Here is a 15,745-nt window from a genome sequence, read left to right as displayed (position 1 = left end):
GTCCGTGCAGTTTTTCCCCTCACCCGACCCCTCTCCCCGTACGAAACGCCGTACGCTGTTCGGGTGAGGGTTTCCGCAAATTCTGCTATCCTGCCCCCCGCAATCCAAGGGGGCAGCATGCTTAACATCGTTTTATTCGAACCTGAAATCCCGCCCAATACCGGGAACATCATCCGTCTGTGCGCCAACACCGGCTTCCGTCTGCATATCATCGAACCGATGGGCTTTGCCTGGGACGATAAACGCCTGCGCCGCGCCGGACTGGACTACCACGAGTTCACCGCCGTCACGCGCCATGCCAATTACGCCGCCTTTGTTGAGAGCGAAAACCCGCAGCGCCTGTTTGCCCTGACCACCAAAGGGACGCCCGCACATAGCGCGGTGAGCTATCAGGACGGTGACTATCTGATGTTTGGCCCGGAAACGCGCGGGCTGCCCGCGACCATTCTGGACGCCCTGCCGCCGGAGCAAAAAATTCGTATTCCAATGATGCCGGACAGCCGCAGCATGAACCTGTCGAACGCGGTGTCGGTGGTGGTGTATGAGGCGTGGCGCCAGCTGGGGTACCCGGGCGCCGTATTGCGTAGCTGATATTTGCCGGATGGCGGCTACGCCTTATCCGGCCTACGGTTTGGTAGGCCCGGTAAGCGCAGCGCCACCGGGCAAGGCCCTAAATCCCGTCGCCGTATTCAAAGCCGTGGTTAATACCGTTGAAGTGCTGGTCCATATCCATCGCCGGTTTATCCGACTCCGGCTTGCCGACGATACGCGCCGGGACACCTGCGGCAGTAGTGTGCGGCGGAACCGGCTGCAGGACCACTGAGCCCGCGCCGATCTTCGCGCCGCGCCCCACTTCAATATTGCCGAGGATCTTCGCTCCAGCGCCAATCATCACGCCTTCGCGAATTTTCGGGTGACGGTCACCGCTGGTTTTCCCGGTACCGCCGAGCGTGACGGACTGCAGGATAGAGACGTCGTTTTCAATCACCGCCGTTTCCCCCACCACGATTCCGGTCGCGTGGTCGAGCATGATGCCGCGGCCAATTTTGGCCGCCGGGTGAATATCCACCTGGAAAGATACGGATACCTGATTTTGCAGGAAAATCGCCAATGCGCGACGCCCCTGCCCCCACAGCCAGTGGCCAATACGATAAGCCTGTAGAGCGTGGAAGCCCTTCAGGTACAGCAGCGGGGTTGAATATTTGTCGACCGCCGGGTCACGCGTACGCACGGCCTGAATATCGCAGGCGGCGGAGGCGATCATTTCCGGGTCGGCGGCGTAGGCCTCTTCCACCACTTCGCGAATCGCGATAGCAGGCATAATCGGAGAAGCCAGCTTGTTGGCAAGCATGTAGCTTAAAGCACTGCCGAGGTTTTCGTGTTTGAGTAAGGTCGCATGATAAAAACTGGCGAGCATAGGCTCACAGTCCGCCAGAGCCCTGGCTTCCGCTTTAATATTGTTCCAGACAATTTCCAGTTCTTCACACGACATTGCTTACTCCAGACATATTGGAACGATCGGCAAGTCTGCGCTTGCCGGATCGTCGGGATGACAAAGGTTTCCTGCGATTAATTGCCGCTATGCTCATCCTTGCGTGCACGACCTAATAAGGTCAATGCTGCCTCGCGCGCGTTTTTTCCGCAATATAATACCTGATAAATTTCCTCGGTTATTGGCATTTCGACACCTACACGGTGCGCCAACTCGCGGACTTCTTTGGTATTACGGTAACCTTCGACCACCTGGCCAATACTGTCCTGCGCTTCCTGAACCTGCGCCCCTTTGCCCAGCGCCATGCCGAAACGACGGTTGCGCGACTGGTTGTCGGTACAGGTCAGCACTAAATCACCGAGCCCCGCCATGCCCATAAAGGTCACCGGATCAGCGCCCAGCGCCACGCCCAGGCGCGACATTTCGGTCAGGCCACGGGTGATCAGCGCCGTACGCGCGTTGGCACCAAAGCCAATGCCGTCGGAGATGCCCGCGCCAATCGCAATCACGTTTTTCACCGCACCGCCCAGCTGGACGCCGATGAAATCCGGGTTGCTGTAGACGCGGAAGCTTTTGCCGCAGTGCAACAGCTGCTGCAAATCGTCGGCAAAGACCGGGTCCGTCGCCGCCAGCGAAATCGCCGTCGGCAAACCAGCCGCCAGCTCTTTGGCAAACGTTGGGCCAGAAATCACCGCCAGCGGGATCTCATCACCCAGCGCTTCGCGCGCCACATCCTGCAGCAGGCGGCCGGTTTCAGCCTCCAGCCCTTTCGTCGCCCATAAAAGGCGCGCATCGGGACGCAGCAGCGGTTTCATCTGTCGCAGTACGTCGCCGAACACGTGACTTGGCACCACCACCAGAATATCGCGGCTGGCGGCCAGCGCGGTCGCTAAGTCGCTTTCCAGGTGGAGCGAATCCGGGAACGGAACGTCGGGAAGGAATGCCGCGTTGCAGCGATCGTGCTGTAGCGTCGCGACATGTTTGGGATCGTGGCCCCAGAGTACGACCTGGTGGCCGTTTCTTGCCACGGTGATGGCAAGAGCGGTGCCGTAAGAGCCGGCACCGATCACAGTCATTGAAGCATTAAGTGCGTTCATCAGGCATCCTGATGTTGTTCTGCACCTTCGCCAGCCTGCTGCTGCAGATAGTTCATGAACAGCGCATCAAAGTTAACCGGCGCAAGGTTCAGCTGTGGGAAAGTCCCACGGGAAACCAGGCTGGTGATGCATTCACGCGCATACGGGAACAGGATGTTCGGGCAGTATGCACCCAGGCAATGAGCCATCTGAGTCCCTTCGATACCTTCGATGGAGAAGATACCCGCCTGCTGAGTTTCACACAGGAATGCGGTCTCTTCGCCCAGCGTCGCCGTTACGGTGACGCGCAGCACCACTTCATACACACCTTCAGCCAGCTGGTTGGAAGCGGTATCAAGATCAAGTTTAACCTCTGGCTGCCAATCTTTCTGGAAAACATGCGGTGCATTCGGCGCTTCAAAGGAAACGTCTTTGGTATAGATGCGCTGAATCTGGAAAGCCATTTCTGCGTTGTTTTGTTCTGACATGTGTAAAAAACCCTTTCGTGTTGTCCTTAAAAAAAGCGGTACGCTTCACGCCTGCCTCTGCAGGCGTGAACGCGAAGCATTAGCGCAGCAGGGGATCAAGTCCACCACGCGCATCAAGCGCATACAAGTCGTCGCAGCCGCCAATGTGCTGTGCATCAATAAAAATCTGCGGAACCGTCGTGCGGCCGCTGCGCTGAATCATCTCTTCGCGCTTCTCAGCGTTACCGTCGATAGGCAGTTCCTCAAAGGCGACGCCTTTTTCAGACAGCAGCGCTTTTGCACGATGGCAATAAGGGCATGTTGCTTTGGTATAGATTTCAATCTTCGCCATGACAGCTCTCCTGACTTCACCCGATGAACGAGCAGGGAATTATTTGCCGCGAACCAGAGGCAGGTTTTCACCGCTCCAGCCAGCAATACCTTCTTTCAGTACGAATACTTTTTCAAAACCGGCTTTCAGCAGCGCGGTGGCGGAATCCGTCGCCTGCATACCCGTGCCGTCGGTCACAATCACCGGTTTGTCTTTGTGTTTTTCCAGTTCGCCGACGTTGTTAGCTTTGATTTCGTTCGGCAGCAGGTTCAGCGAACCGGCAATGTGGCCTTTACGGAAATCATCGCGCTGGCGCAGGTCAACGACAATCGCGTCTTCTTTGTTGATCAGGCGCGTCGCTTCGCCGCGGTTGATGACCTTAACTTTAGACATCAGCCCTTTAAAAGTGGTGAACAGCACGGCCGCCAGCAGCGCGATCCACGCGATGCTCAGGACAGGGTGACGACCTACAAATTGCATAATTTCTTGCATGGGGGGTAACAGCTCCCGACGTGTAATGTTTAAAAACCAGGGAAGGAGTATACCTGCGGCGTGGCGCAAATACAGCCAGCGCGCGCGATGTAATGCGTTTTCTGCGGAGTGCTACGGAAAAAAGGAGGAAAATGTGCGTTTTTCCTCGTGCATCTCCCCGCTTTCTTTGATCTCTCATTGTTATTTTATCGATTCAGCTGTAGTAAAATTACGCAAATTTTCTGTCTTTAGAGCATGAGGTTGTCGCAATGTCGGTTTCTAAAAAACCTATGGTACTGGTGATTCTGGATGGCTACGGCTACCGTGAAGAGCATCAGGATAACGCTATCTACAGCGCTAAAACGCCGGTAATGGACGCGCTGTGGGCAAAACGTCCGCATACCCTGATCCACGCCTCTGGCCTGGAAGTGGGTCTCCCGGACGGTCAGATGGGTAACTCCGAAGTCGGTCACGTTAACCTGGGCGCGGGTCGTATCGTCTATCAGGATCTGACCCGTCTTGACGTAGAAATTAAAGATCGTCAGTTCTTCGCTAACCCGGTGCTGTGCGGTGCGGTAGACAAAGCGGTGGCTGCGGGTAAAGCGGTACACATCATGGGTCTGCTGTCCGCCGGTGGCGTTCACAGCCATGAAGATCACATCATGGCGATGGTAGAACTGGCCGCTGAACGTGGCGCAGAAAAAATCTACCTGCACGCGTTCCTCGACGGTCGCGACACCCCGCCGCGTAGCGCCAACGGTTCCCTGCAGAAATTTGAAGAGAAATTTGCCGCGCTGGGCAAAGGCCGCGTAGCCTCCATCATTGGCCGTTACTATGCAATGGACCGTGACAACCGTTGGGATCGCGTTGAACAAGCTTACAACCTGCTGGTTGAAGCCAAAGGCGAATTCCAGGCTGACACCGCGGTTGCCGCGCTGGAAGCTGCCTACGCTCGCGATGAAAACGACGAATTCGTGAAAGCCACCGTTATCCGTGCAGCCGGCCAGGCCGATGCGGCAATGGAAGACGGCGACGCGCTGGTCTTCATGAACTTCCGTGCTGACCGCGCGCGTGAAATCACCCGCGCATTCGTTAACGCTGACTTCGACGGCTTCAAGCGCCGCAAAGAAGTGAAGCTGGGCGATTTCATCATGCTGACCGAATATGCGGCAGACATCAAAGCACCGTGCGCCTACCCACCAGCGTCTCTGGAAAATACCTTTGGCGAGTGGATGGCGAAGCATGAGAAAACCCAGCTGCGCATCTCCGAAACCGAGAAATACGCGCACGTGACCTTCTTCTTCAACGGCGGCGTTGAAGAGCCGTTCAAAGGCGAAGATCGCATCCTGATCAACTCCCCGAAAGTCGCGACCTACGACCTGCAGCCGGAAATGAGCTCCGCCGAGCTGACCGAGAAGCTGGTTGCCGCCATCGAAAGCGGCAAGTACGACACCATCATCTGTAACTACCCGAACGGCGATATGGTTGGCCATACCGGCGTGATGGAAGCCGCAGTGAAGGCCGTTGAAGCGCTGGATCACTGTCTGGATGAAGTCACTCATGCGGTCGAGAAAGTGGGCGGCCAACTGCTGGTTACCGCGGACCACGGCAACGCCGAGCAGATGCGTGACCCGGCTACCGGCCAGGCGCACACGGCCCACACCAGCCTGCCGGTTCCGCTGATTTACGTTGGCGACAAAACCGTCAAAGCGGTGGAAGGCGGCAAGCTCTCCGACATCGCACCGACCATGCTGGCGCTGATGGGGATGGAAATCCCGCAACAGATGACTGGTAAGCCGCTGTTCATCGTGGAATAATCCTTCCCCATGAGGGGAAAGGCGATCCATTCCATTAAATGGGCCGAGGCAGCGCTTCGGTCCACGTTTTACGCCAGCGCGCTTAGCGCTGGCGTATTGCTGTGCGCCACGCCCGCCCACGCGGACGACCGCTCCCAGCTCCAGTCGATTCAGGCCGATATTGCCGCCAAAGAGCGCGCGGTTCGCCAACAGCAACAGCAACGCACCACCCTTCTCGCTCAGCTTAAAGCGCAGGAACAGGCTATCGCCGCCGCCGCGCGTCAGCTGCGTGAAACGCAAAACTCGCTGGCGCAGCTCAATGCGCAAATCGCCGAAATGAATGCCAACATTGCGAAGCTGGAAAAACAGCGCGCGATGCAGGAGCGCAACCTCGCCGCGCAGCTTGATGCCGCGTTCCGTCAGGGCGAACATACCGGTATTCAGCTGATTCTTAGCGGTGAAGAGAGCCAACGCGGCCAGCGCCTTCAGGCCTATTTTGGTTACCTGAACCAGGCGCGGCAGGAAACCATCGCCGAGCTCAAGCAAACCCGCGAAGACGTGGCGGCGCAAAAAACCGAGCTGGAAGAGAAGCAGAGCGAACAGCAAACGCTGCTGTACGAGCAGAAGGCCCAACAGGCCAAACTCGAAGCGGCGCGTAACGAGCGCCAGAAAACGATTTCCGGGCTGGAGTCCTCCATTCAGCAGGGCCAGCAACAGCTTGGCGAGCTACGGGCGAACGAATCCCGCCTGCGCAATAGCATTGCGCGTGCCGAAGCCGCGGCAAAAGCCCGCGCCGAGCGCGAAGCCAAAGAGGCCGAGGCGGTACGTAACCGTCAGCAAGAGGCCACCCGCAAAGGCACTACCTACAAACCTTCGGAAAGTGAACGTTCACTCATGGCGCGCACCGGCGGCCTGGGGGCTCCTCGCGGTCAGGCCTACTGGCCGGTTCGCGGGACTACGCTGCATCGCTATGGCGAACAGCTACAAGGTGAGCTACGTTGGAAGGGGATGGTCATCAGCGCATCGGAAGGCACCGAAGTCAAAGCCATTGCCGATGGTCGCGTCATCCTTGCCGACTGGCTACAGGGCTATGGCCTTGTCGTGGTAGTCGAGCACGGTAAAGGCGATATGAGCCTCTACGGGTATAACCAGAGTGCGCTGGTCAGCGTTGGCACACAGGTCCGCGCCGGGCAGCCGATCGCTCTGGTGGGCAACAGCGGGGGTCAGGGTCGACCGTCGCTTTATTTCGAAATTCGCCGCCAGGGTCAGGCGGTCAATCCACTGCCGTGGTTGGGAAGATAAGTTTTGCTTCAATTTCGTCGAGTCGTACTTCTCGGTGCGCTGGTATTCGCCGCGCCGGGCTATGCCGGTAAGCTCTCTATCGTTATCGATGACTTCGGTTATCGTCCACAGCAGGAAAATCAGGTGCTGGCGATGCCGTCCACCATTTCCGTTGCGGTTCTCCCTAACGCCCCTCATGCGCGTGAAATGGCCACCAAAGCCCATAACGCCGGGCACGAAGTGCTGATTCACCTGCCAATGGCGCCGCTCAGCAAGCAGCCGCTGGAAAAAGATACCCTACGCCCGGACATGAGCAGCGATGAGATCGAGCGGATTATTCGCGAAGCGGTCGATAAAGTGCCGTATGCCGTAGGCCTGAACAACCACATGGGCAGCGCGATGACCTCCAGCCTGTTTGGCATGCAGAAAGTGATGCAGACCCTCAGCCGCTACAATCTCTACTTCCTCGACAGCATGACCATCGGCAATAGCCAGGCCATGCGGGCCGCCAACGGTACCGGAGTGAAGGTCATTAAGCGCCGGGTGTTCCTTGATGATACCCAGAACGAAGCGGATATTCGTCGCCAGTTTAACCGCGCAGTCGACCTCGCGCGCCGCAACGGTTCGGCAATCGCTATTGGGCACCCACATCCGACGACCGTGCGCGTATTGCAGCAAATGGTCTACAACCTGCCGTCAGATATTACGCTGGTGCGCCCGAGCAGCCTGCTCAACGAGCCGCAGGTTGACACCTCAACCCCGAATCGTGGCATGCCGCCTTCCCTTCAACCGACGGAGCCGCGCAATCCGTTCCGCGGCGTGAAGCTCTGCAAGCCGAAGAAACCGCTGGAGCCGGTCTATGCCAGCCGATTCTTCAACGTGTTAAGCGAGAGCATCACCCACAGCACGCTGGTGCAGTATATGCAGCTGCAGTGGCAGGGGTGGCAGAACAGTTAGTCTTTCAGATCCAGCGTGAGATGGGCCAGACGTCGCGGCGTGAGTGATTTATCGCGCCACTTGTTAAAACGAATGGCCCACAGCATCACCTGATACGCCAGCTTCACGCTGCAAATGTTACTCACCATCCGTTTGAACATGCCGGAGACTTCCGCTTCGGCAATCATCCGCTCGCGAATCTTCTGGTCTGGCTCTTTACGAATGCAGTGGCAGACGCGCAACGCTTCGTAAATAACCTGCTGTTTAAACTCCGGATAAATCGGAATCCGCCCGGCATAGTCGTGGTTCATCTTGTCGAGCAGGCGGGTAATTTTGATGTAATGGCGCTGGTAGGCGAGGTTCTTGAGGCCGGTGCGCGGCAGGCGGCTAACGGATGCGCCATGCAGGAAATATTTATACAGCGGTACTTCAGTGTAACGCGCGCGTTTGGCGTTAAACATAAATTCGGTCGACCAGATAATATCCTGGTGGTGCAGGCCGGGAATAAAGCTCAGCCCCGCGTCGCGGATAGTCTGGTGGCGATAGACGCCCATCCATACTACGTGACGCCAGCGGCGGCTCGCCAGCCCTTTGCGCAGCCAGTCCGGCCCGGTCATCACCTCGGTAGAACGAATACGTTCTGGCGGAATAGAGGCCCAGGTCTTACCCGTCTCGGCGATACACCAGTCGGCGTTACACTGCGCGACGTCCAGGTTGTCCTTCAGCGCCATGGTCATCAGCGTTTCGTACATCTGCGGGTAGGCGATATCGTCACCGTCGACATAAGCGATGTACTCCCCTTTTGCCACTTCCATTCCGGTATTACGCGCCGCCGAGACGCCCGCATTACGCTGGTGTAACAGATGAACGTGCGGGAAGCGGTCCACGTAAGATTGCGCCAGATCGGCTGAATTATCCGTCGAACCATCGTTCACAATGATGATCTCGATATTCTTCCAGGTTTGCGCAATCAGCGAATCCATACAGGCGATGAACGGCTCACCCGTGTTGTAAAGCGGCATGATGACGCTCAGGAGACCGGGGGTGTAGGTCATATAAAATCCTGCCAAACAGTGTAATTAACGGCAATTTTTAACATAGATAGCCGTACAAGGTCAGCGAAAGTTGTTGCTGCCTGTTATCCGAGCGGGCAAAAAAATCCCCGGGTATTTAACGCTAATAAATACCCGGGGACAACTAAGACGAAGACGATTAATCCCAGCTCAGTACCACTTTACCGGATTGGCCGGAACGCATCGCGTCAAAGCCTTTCTGGAAATCATCGATGCCGAAGCGGTGGGTGATGATCGGCGACAGATCGAGGCCAGACTGGATAAGCGCCGCCATCTTGTACCAGGTTTCGAACATTTCACGACCGTAGATACCTTTAATAAACAGCCCTTTAAAGATAACCTTGGTCCAGTCGATGGACATATCGGACGGCGGAATACCCAGCATAGCAATGCGCCCGCCGTGGTTCATGGTGTCCAGCATGGAGCGGAACGCCGGCGGCGCGCCGGACATCTCCAGGCCCACATCAAAACCTTCAGTCATGCCCAGTTCTGCCATTACGTCGTTGAGGTTTTCTTTGGCGACGTTGACCGCGCGGGTCACGCCCATCTTGCGCGCTAGCTCCAGGCGGTATTCGTTCACGTCAGTAATCACCACGTTACGCGCGCCAACGTGCTTAGCAACCGCGGCCGCCATCACGCCAATCGGGCCCGCGCCGGAGACCAGCACATCTTCGCCCACCAGGTCGAAGGAGAGCGCCGTGTGCACCGCGTTGCCAAACGGGTCAAAGATAGAGGCCAGATCGTCAGAGATATTGTCCGGGATTTTGAAGGCGTTAAACGCCGGGATCACCAGATATTCCGCAAAACAGCCCGGGCGGTTTACGCCCACACCGATGGTATTGCGGCACAGGTGCGTACGACCGGCGCGGCAGTTACGGCAGTGGCCACAGGTGATGTGACCTTCACCGGAGACGCGGTCGCCGACCTTAAAACCGCGCACTTCCTGGCCGATACCGACCACTTCGCCCACGTATTCATGCCCCACAACCATCGGTACCGGGATCGTCTTCTGCGACCATTCATCCCAGTTGTAGATATGCACGTCGGTGCCGCAAATCGCGGTTTTGCGAATTTTAATCAGCAGATCGTTGTGGCCGAGTTCCGGTTCCGGAACGTCGGTCATCCAGATCCCTTCTTCCGCTTTCAGTTTAGATAACGCTTTCATCTGACACCCTCAGGCAATCACGCCCAGTTGTTTACCGATGCGGGTAAAGGCTTCCACCGCACGTTCAATTTGTGCCGTCGTATGCGCCGCTGACATCTGAGTGCGGATACGCGCCTGGCCTTTTGGTACCACCGGGAAGAAGAATCCGGTGACGTAAATCCCTTCTTTTTGCAGCTCACGCGCGAAATTCTGCGCCACCACGGCATCACCCAGCATCACCGGGATAATGGCGTGGTCCGCGCCCGCAAGCGTAAAGCCCGCGGCGGTCATTTTTTCGCGGAACAGACGGGCGTTAGCCCATAGCTGGTCGCGCAGCTCAGCGCCGGATTCAACCATCTCCAGCACTTTAATAGAGGCTGCAACGATAGCCGGCGCCAGGGAGTTAGAAAACAGATACGGACGTGAACGCTGGCGCAGCCACTCCACGACTTCCTTACGCGCCGCGGTATAGCCGCCGGACGCGCCGCCCAGCGCTTTGCCCAGCGTGCCGGTGATGATGTCGACACGGCCCATCACATCACAATATTCATGGGAACCACGGCCATTTTCGCCAACGAAGCCGACCGCGTGGGAATCATCAACCATCACCAGCGCATCGTATTTGTCCGCCAGGTCGCAGACGCCTTTCAGATTGGCAATCACACCGTCCATTGAGAACACGCCGTCGGTGGCAATCAGCACGTGACGTGCGCCGGCTGCACGCGCTTCCTTCAGGCGCTCTTCCAGCTCAACCATGTCGTTGTTGGCATAGCGGAAACGCTTCGCTTTACACAGGCGCACGCCGTCGATGATCGAGGCATGGTTCAGGGCGTCGGAGATAATGGCGTCTTCTGCGCCCAGCAGCGTTTCAAACAGGCCGCCGTTGGCATCAAAACAGGAGGAATACAGAATGGCGTCTTCCATACCGAGGAAGCTTGCCAGCTTCTGCTCCAGCGCTTTGTGGCTGTCCTGGGTACCGCAGATGAAACGCACCGACGCCATGCCGAAACCATGGCTGTCCATACCGGCTTTGGCGGCATTGATCAGCTCAGGGTGGTTGGCCAGGCCAAGGTAGTTGTTGGCGCAGAAGTTAATGACGTGGCTGCCGTCGCCCACGGTGATATCCGCTTGCTGGGCGGAGGTGATGATACGTTCTTCTTTAAACAACCCTTCCGCACGAGCGGTGTCGAGGTCCTGAGTTAACTGTTTGTAAAAATCACCACGCATTGCAACTCTCCAGATTCGGTAAAATTTGGCACATATTACCCAAAGCTATACGCTGATACGAGATGATGCATGTCTGAATGAATTATTTGCAGCATAAATCACGCGTCCCACATCCAGCCGAACGGTGAAAGGCTGAAGGCGGGCTAATGTGATGGTATGATTAGAAGCATTCGTGCCCGGGATACGCCCTGGCCCACCAATATCAAAGGTTACAGTTATGATTATCGTTACCGGCGGCGCTGGCTTCATTGGCAGCAACATCGTGAAAGCGCTGAATGACAAAGGCATTACCGATATTCTGGTCGTCGACAACCTGAAAGACGGCACCAAGTTCGTAAACCTGGTTGACCTGGACATCACCGACTACATGGATAAAGAAGATTTTCTGATCCAGATTATGGCCGGTGAAGAATTTGGCGACATTGAAGCCGTGTTCCACGAAGGCGCTTGCTCCTCCACTACCGAGTGGGACGGTAAGTATGTGATGGATAACAACTATCAGTACTCCAAAGAGCTGCTGCACTACTGCCTTGAGCGTGAGATTCCGTTCCTGTACGCCTCTTCCGCAGCGACCTACGGCGGCCGCACCAGCGACTTTATCGAGTCCCGCGAGTTTGAAAAACCTCTGAACGTATACGGTTACTCTAAATTCCTGTTCGACGAGTACGTACGCCGCATCATGCCGGAAGCGAACTCGCCGATTGTTGGCTTCCGCTACTTTAACGTCTACGGCCCTCGCGAAGGTCACAAAGGCAGCATGGCGAGCGTTGCCTTCCACCTGAACACCCAGTTGAACAACGGCGAAAGCCCGAAACTGTTTGAAGGCAGCGATGGCTTCAAGCGTGACTTCGTTTATGTCGGCGACGTGGCGGCGGTAAACCTGTGGTTCTGGGAAAATGGCAAATCCGGCATCTTTAACCTCGGCACCGGCCGCGCGGAATCCTTCCAGGCCGTGGCTGACGCCACCCTGGCGTTCCACAAAAAAGGCAGCATTGAATACATCCCGTTCCCGGACAAGCTGAAAGGCCGCTACCAGGCATTCACGCAGGCCGATCTGACCAATCTGCGCGCTGCCGGCTACGATAAGCCGTTCAAGACCGTCGCCGAAGGCGTAACGGAATACATGGCCTGGTTGAACCGCGACGCGTAAGAAGTCAGCATGAAAATACTGGTGATCGGCCCGTCATGGGTGGGCGACATGATGATGTCGCAAAGTCTCTATCGCACGCTCAAGGCGCGCTATCCCCAGGCGATAATCGACGTGATGGCACCTGCATGGTGCCGTCCGCTGTTATCGCGGATGCCGGAAGTCAATGAAGCGATTGCCATGCCGCTCGGGCATGGCGCGCTGGAAATTGGCGAACGGCGCAAACTCGGTCATAGCCTGCGCGAGCGGCGCTATGACCGCGCTTATGTCCTGCCTAATTCCTTTAAATCCGCGTTGGTGCCCTTCTTTGCGGGTATCCCACTGCGTACCGGGTGGCGCGGCGAGATGCGTTACGGTCTGCTGAATGATGCGCGAGTGCTGGATAAAGCGGCCTGGCCACTGATGGTCGAACGCTACGTGGCGCTGGCCTACGATAAAGGCGTGATGCGCTGTGCAAAAGACCTGCCGCAGCCGCTGCTGTGGCCGCAGTTGCAGGTGAACGAAGGCGAGAAATCGCTGGCCTGTAACGCGTTTTCACTCTCCAGCGACCGCCCGATGATCGGCTTTTGCCCAGGTGCGGAGTTTGGTCCGGCAAAACGCTGGCCACACTACCACTACGCCACACTCGCGAAACAACTGATCGACCAGGGTAACCAGATTGTTCTTTTCGGTTCTGCAAAGGACAACGAGGCAGGCAATGAAATTATCGCCGCCCTCAGCGACGAGCAAAAAGGCTGGTGCCGCAACCTGGCCGGGGAAACCCAGCTGGAGCAGGCGGTGGTGCTGATTGCCGCCTGTAAGGCGATCGTCACCAACGATTCCGGCCTGATGCACGTGGCTGCCGCGCTAAATCGCCCGCTGGTAGCACTCTACGGGCCAAGCAGCCCGGACTTCACGCCGCCGCTGTCAAACAAAGCACGCGTGATTCGATTGATTACCGGCTACCACAAGGTACGTAAAGGCGACTCCGCACAGGGCTACCATCAGAGTCTGATCGATATCACCCCGGCGCGCGTCCTGGAAGAGCTCAACGCGCTGCTGTCGAGCGAGGAAGCCTGACGCATGCGAGTGTTGATCGTCAAAACCTCTTCAATGGGCGACGTCCTGCACACGCTGCCGGCATTAACCGATGCGATGCGTGCCATCCCCGATATTCGCTTTGACTGGGTCGTGGAAGAGAGTTTCGCACAAATTCCTTCATGGCATGAAGCGGTAGACCGCGTGATTCCGGTGGCCATCCGCCGCTGGCGCAAAGCGTGGTTCTCCGCTCCTATCAAAGCTGAGCGTAAAGCCTTTCGCGATGCCGTTCAGGCGGTGAAATATGATGCGATCGTTGATGCCCAAGGGCTGGTAAAAAGTGCCGCGTTGGTCACCCGGCTGGCACATGGCGTCAAGCATGGCATGGACTGGAGTAGCGCCCGCGAACCGCTGGCCAGCCTGTTCTACAACCGTCGCCACCATATTCCTAAGCAGCAACACGCCGTAGAGCGCACCCGCGAGCTGTTTGCCAAAAGTCTCGGTTACACCAAGCCCGATACGCAGGGCGACTACGCCATTGCCCAACATTTTCTGAGCGAACATACGCCTGCTGCAGCCCCCTACTGTGTCTTCCTGCATGCCACCACGCGCGACGATAAGCACTGGCCAGAGAGCCACTGGCGCGAACTGATTGCTCAGTTAAAAGAGAGCGGGCTGCAGATCAAGCTCCCCTGGGGCGCCCCGCATGAAGAAGCCCGCGCGAAGCGTCTGGCTGAGGGATTTGATTACGTGAAAGTACTGCCGCGCCTGAGCCTGGAGAAAGTGGCACACGTGCTGGCAGGGGCAGAGTTCGTTGTTTCAGTGGATACCGGATTGAGCCACTTAACCGCGGCGCTGGATCGCCCAAATATCACGCTATATGGGCCGACAGATCCAGGGTTGATTGGTGGATATGGAAGGAACCAGGTGGCGTGCTGTTCAGAATCAAAAGATTTAGCAACACTTGATGCACTCGCTGTGGTTAGCGAGCTGCGGAAGATTAAATCCTTGTAGTTTTAACTAAGGTATCTTGATGACTTTATCCAACTCTTTGAAGCAAAGGGAATATTGCTGGCAATCCATTTGGAACCGTGGATTAGTGTCACTGTTTATTATCATGTTTTTCTTCGATAATATTACGCGTTATAAGCATATTGTGGGCGGACTCATGCTGATAACCGCACTCTATTATGTGGCAAAAAAAAGAAGTGCGCTGTTACATATTTTTAAAAATAACCTGACCTATTCACTGCTGGTTTTTGTTGTTGTTTGTCTTTATGCTGTGGCCATCTCCATTGACCCGTCTTATAGCTTCGGCAAGTTCGCCAACACGATTCTTGAAAAGCTGTTGTTAACGACTTTGGTTATCCCTATTTTATTACATAATGAAAAAAAAGAAGATATCAGTAAGACGCTGATTTACTCCCTGACCGCCGGTATTTTACCGTTAGCCATTGTCGATGGTTGGCAATACTACCGTGAGTATCAGCAGGGGATTATGCCGTTCACCAATTTTAGTCATAAATACAAGTCAGATATCTTAATCTTTATGACGCCCGCATTTCTGCTGCTGTGGGATAACAAAACACCCAAAGCGCGTATCGCATTTTTCGTTATCGCCTGCGTGATGGCCTTTATGATTGCCGGCACGCTGCAGCGCGGTACCTGGCTGTCGATCCTGGTCGCATCTGTGATTTGGTGTATCTGTAAACGGGAGTGGAAACTGCCGCTGTTTGCCGCCGTCGCGCTGGGAGCGGTACTCACATTAGGATTTATGAAAGACCACAGCGCACTGAAGCTGCTATTCCATAAAATGCAGCAGACTTCGAGCTCTGGCCGCTATGGCGGAGGTACTCAAGGATCCGCGGTCGATCTGATCATGGAAAACCCGATTAAGGGATACGGCTATGGCGAGAATATTTTCTACCGTGTCTACGATAGTCGGGTACAGGACTATCCTCAATGGGTATTCAAGAAATCTATTGGGCCGCACAACCTGACGCTGTCCATGTGGTACGCCGGAGGCCTGTTAGGGTTATTCGGGCTGTGGTATCTCTTGATTTCTTTTGTTGTGGATATTGTGAAGGGATATCGTCAAAGCGATGGTGTCATTAAAAATGCCTGGCTGCTGATTGGGCTTATTATGGTCGGAAACCTTTTTGTCCGTGGAGCCTTTGAAACCGTCAGCATAGAAAACCTGACAATGTTGCTCGGTATCGCGCTAGCATTAAAGGCTCGAAGCCAATCCAACTAAATAAAAAAGGCTGCATCATGCAGCCTTTTTATT

16 protein-coding genes are annotated in these 15,745 nt (G+C 56.0%); 8 read left to right on the top strand and 8 right to left on the bottom strand.

Annotated elements, in window-relative coordinates:
* The first annotated feature begins 117 nt into the window (after window positions 1–117).
* A complete protein-coding gene (trmL, locus tag M989_RS01465) occupies window positions 118–591 on the top strand; it encodes a tRNA (uridine(34)/cytosine(34)/5-carboxymethylaminomethyluridine(34)-2'-O)-methyltransferase TrmL (RefSeq protein ID WP_064541047.1) in 474 nt (157 codons plus the stop codon).
* Between the two features lie 79 nt (window positions 592–670).
* Here the strand turns inward: trmL and cysE are convergent, their stop codons facing one another.
* From cysE to M989_RS01440, 5 genes are all read right to left on the bottom strand, one after another.
* A complete protein-coding gene (gene cysE / locus M989_RS01460) occupies window positions 671–1,492 on the bottom strand; it encodes a serine O-acetyltransferase (protein WP_035894708.1) in 822 nt (273 codons plus the stop codon).
* A 77-nt stretch (window positions 1,493–1,569) separates the two neighbouring features.
* On the bottom strand, window positions 1,570–2,589 hold the full coding sequence (gpsA, locus tag M989_RS01455; RefSeq protein WP_064541044.1) for an NAD(P)H-dependent glycerol-3-phosphate dehydrogenase: 1,020 nt from the start codon (window positions 2,587–2,589) through the stop codon (window positions 1,570–1,572).
* Window positions 2,589–3,056: a protein-export chaperone SecB gene (gene secB, locus M989_RS01450; protein WP_064541041.1), complete on the bottom strand. Its 468-nt coding sequence runs from the start codon at window positions 3,054–3,056 to the stop codon at window positions 2,589–2,591. The genes gpsA and secB overlap by 1 nt, the downstream gene beginning before the upstream one ends.
* A 79-nt stretch (window positions 3,057–3,135) precedes the next feature.
* Window positions 3,136–3,387 carry a glutaredoxin 3 gene (grxC, locus tag M989_RS01445; RefSeq protein ID WP_064541038.1) on the bottom strand — a complete coding sequence of 84 codons (252 nt, stop codon included), beginning with the start codon at window positions 3,385–3,387 and terminating at the stop codon, window positions 3,136–3,138.
* A 39-nt stretch (window positions 3,388–3,426) separates the two neighbouring features.
* Window positions 3,427–3,858: a rhodanese-like domain-containing protein gene (locus tag M989_RS01440; protein ID WP_064541035.1), complete on the bottom strand. Its 432-nt coding sequence runs from the start codon at window positions 3,856–3,858 to the stop codon at window positions 3,427–3,429.
* A gap of 248 nt (window positions 3,859–4,106) precedes the next feature.
* Here M989_RS01440 and gpmM point away from each other — a divergent pair, with 248 nt between their 5' ends.
* From gpmM to M989_RS01425, 3 genes are read left to right on the top strand one after another with little or no spacing between them, the layout of a single operon-like run.
* Window positions 4,107–5,654, top strand: a complete 1,548-nt coding sequence (gene gpmM, locus M989_RS01435) for a 2,3-bisphosphoglycerate-independent phosphoglycerate mutase (RefSeq protein ID WP_064541032.1) — start codon at window positions 4,107–4,109, stop codon at window positions 5,652–5,654.
* A gap of 9 nt (window positions 5,655–5,663) precedes the next feature.
* A complete protein-coding gene (gene envC, locus M989_RS01430) occupies window positions 5,664–6,935 on the top strand; it encodes a murein hydrolase activator EnvC (protein WP_064541029.1) in 1,272 nt (423 codons plus the stop codon).
* Window positions 6,936–6,938: 3 nt separating this feature from the next.
* Window positions 6,939–7,871, top strand: a complete 933-nt coding sequence (locus tag M989_RS01425; RefSeq protein WP_064541026.1) for a divergent polysaccharide deacetylase family protein — start codon at window positions 6,939–6,941, stop codon at window positions 7,869–7,871.
* On the opposite strand, the gene M989_RS01420 is transcribed toward M989_RS01425, so the two are convergent.
* The 3 genes from M989_RS01420 to kbl form a co-directional block, all read right to left on the bottom strand.
* The gene (locus tag M989_RS01420; protein WP_064541024.1) at window positions 7,868–8,905 is read right to left on the bottom strand and encodes a glycosyltransferase; all 1,038 of its coding nucleotides are present in this window, start codon (window positions 8,903–8,905) and stop codon (window positions 7,868–7,870) included. The genes M989_RS01425 and M989_RS01420 overlap by 4 nt on opposite strands.
* A 157-nt stretch (window positions 8,906–9,062) precedes the next feature.
* A complete protein-coding gene (gene tdh / locus M989_RS01415; protein WP_064541020.1) occupies window positions 9,063–10,088 on the bottom strand; it encodes an L-threonine 3-dehydrogenase in 1,026 nt (341 codons plus the stop codon).
* A 9-nt stretch (window positions 10,089–10,097) separates the two neighbouring features.
* Window positions 10,098–11,294 carry a glycine C-acetyltransferase gene (gene kbl, locus M989_RS01410; RefSeq protein WP_064541017.1) on the bottom strand — a complete coding sequence of 399 codons (1,197 nt, stop codon included), beginning with the start codon at window positions 11,292–11,294 and terminating at the stop codon, window positions 10,098–10,100.
* Window positions 11,295–11,511: 217 nt separating this feature from the next.
* Between kbl and rfaD the strand changes: the two genes are divergently transcribed.
* Genes rfaD through rfaL form a run of 4 tightly spaced genes read left to right on the top strand, consistent with a single transcriptional unit; the run spans window position 11,512 to window position 15,712 of the window.
* Entirely contained in the window at window positions 11,512–12,444 is a 933-nt protein-coding gene (rfaD, locus tag M989_RS01405; RefSeq protein ID WP_064541014.1) for an ADP-glyceromanno-heptose 6-epimerase, read from the top strand.
* A gap of 9 nt (window positions 12,445–12,453) precedes the next feature.
* On the top strand, window positions 12,454–13,500 hold the full coding sequence (gene rfaF, locus M989_RS01400) for an ADP-heptose--LPS heptosyltransferase RfaF (protein WP_064541011.1): 1,047 nt from the start codon (window positions 12,454–12,456) through the stop codon (window positions 13,498–13,500).
* A 3-nt stretch (window positions 13,501–13,503) separates the two neighbouring features.
* Window positions 13,504–14,472 carry a lipopolysaccharide heptosyltransferase RfaC gene (gene rfaC, locus M989_RS01395; RefSeq protein ID WP_064541008.1) on the top strand — a complete coding sequence of 323 codons (969 nt, stop codon included), beginning with the start codon at window positions 13,504–13,506 and terminating at the stop codon, window positions 14,470–14,472.
* Between the two features lie 19 nt (window positions 14,473–14,491).
* Window positions 14,492–15,712, top strand: a complete 1,221-nt coding sequence (gene rfaL, locus M989_RS01390; RefSeq protein WP_064541005.1) for an O-antigen ligase RfaL — start codon at window positions 14,492–14,494, stop codon at window positions 15,710–15,712.
* Window positions 15,713–15,745: the final 33 nt, after the last annotated feature.

The organism is Kluyvera georgiana ATCC 51603 (genome assembly GCF_001654985.1).
Taxonomy (GTDB): domain Bacteria; phylum Pseudomonadota; class Gammaproteobacteria; order Enterobacterales; family Enterobacteriaceae; genus Kluyvera; species Kluyvera georgiana.
The sequence above is the reverse complement of the archived record's forward strand: the minus strand, read 5'-3'. Positions and strand labels throughout refer to the sequence as shown.

What these genes read in the sequence shown, in the direction of transcription:
- trmL (WP_064541047.1), top strand. Translation starts at nt 118, where the DNA reads ATGCTTAACATCGTTTTATTCGAACCTGAAATCCCGCCCAATACCGGG.
- envC (WP_064541029.1), top strand. Translation starts at nt 5,664, where the DNA reads ATGAGGGGAAAGGCGATCCATTCCATTAAATGGGCCGAGGCAGCGCTT.
- rfaD (WP_064541014.1), top strand. Translation starts at nt 11,512, where the DNA reads ATGATTATCGTTACCGGCGGCGCTGGCTTCATTGGCAGCAACATCGTG.
- secB (WP_064541041.1), bottom strand. Translation starts at nt 3,056, where the DNA reads ATGTCAGAACAAAACAACGCAGAAATGGCTTTCCAGATTCAGCGCATC.
- M989_RS01440 (WP_064541035.1), bottom strand. Translation starts at nt 3,858, where the DNA reads ATGCAAGAAATTATGCAATTTGTAGGTCGTCACCCTGTCCTGAGCATC.
- rfaC (WP_064541008.1), top strand. Translation starts at nt 13,504, where the DNA reads ATGCGAGTGTTGATCGTCAAAACCTCTTCAATGGGCGACGTCCTGCAC.
- gpmM (WP_064541032.1), top strand. Translation starts at nt 4,107, where the DNA reads ATGTCGGTTTCTAAAAAACCTATGGTACTGGTGATTCTGGATGGCTAC.
- cysE (WP_035894708.1), bottom strand. Translation starts at nt 1,492, where the DNA reads ATGTCGTGTGAAGAACTGGAAATTGTCTGGAACAATATTAAAGCGGAA.
- rfaL (WP_064541005.1), top strand. Translation starts at nt 14,492, where the DNA reads ATGACTTTATCCAACTCTTTGAAGCAAAGGGAATATTGCTGGCAATCC.
- M989_RS01420 (WP_064541024.1), bottom strand. Translation starts at nt 8,905, where the DNA reads ATGACCTACACCCCCGGTCTCCTGAGCGTCATCATGCCGCTTTACAAC.
- kbl (WP_064541017.1), bottom strand. Translation starts at nt 11,294, where the DNA reads ATGCGTGGTGATTTTTACAAACAGTTAACTCAGGACCTCGACACCGCT.
- gpsA (WP_064541044.1), bottom strand. Translation starts at nt 2,589, where the DNA reads ATGAACGCACTTAATGCTTCAATGACTGTGATCGGTGCCGGCTCTTAC.
- rfaF (WP_064541011.1), top strand. Translation starts at nt 12,454, where the DNA reads ATGAAAATACTGGTGATCGGCCCGTCATGGGTGGGCGACATGATGATG.
- grxC (WP_064541038.1), bottom strand. Translation starts at nt 3,387, where the DNA reads ATGGCGAAGATTGAAATCTATACCAAAGCAACATGCCCTTATTGCCAT.
- tdh (WP_064541020.1), bottom strand. Translation starts at nt 10,088, where the DNA reads ATGAAAGCGTTATCTAAACTGAAAGCGGAAGAAGGGATCTGGATGACC.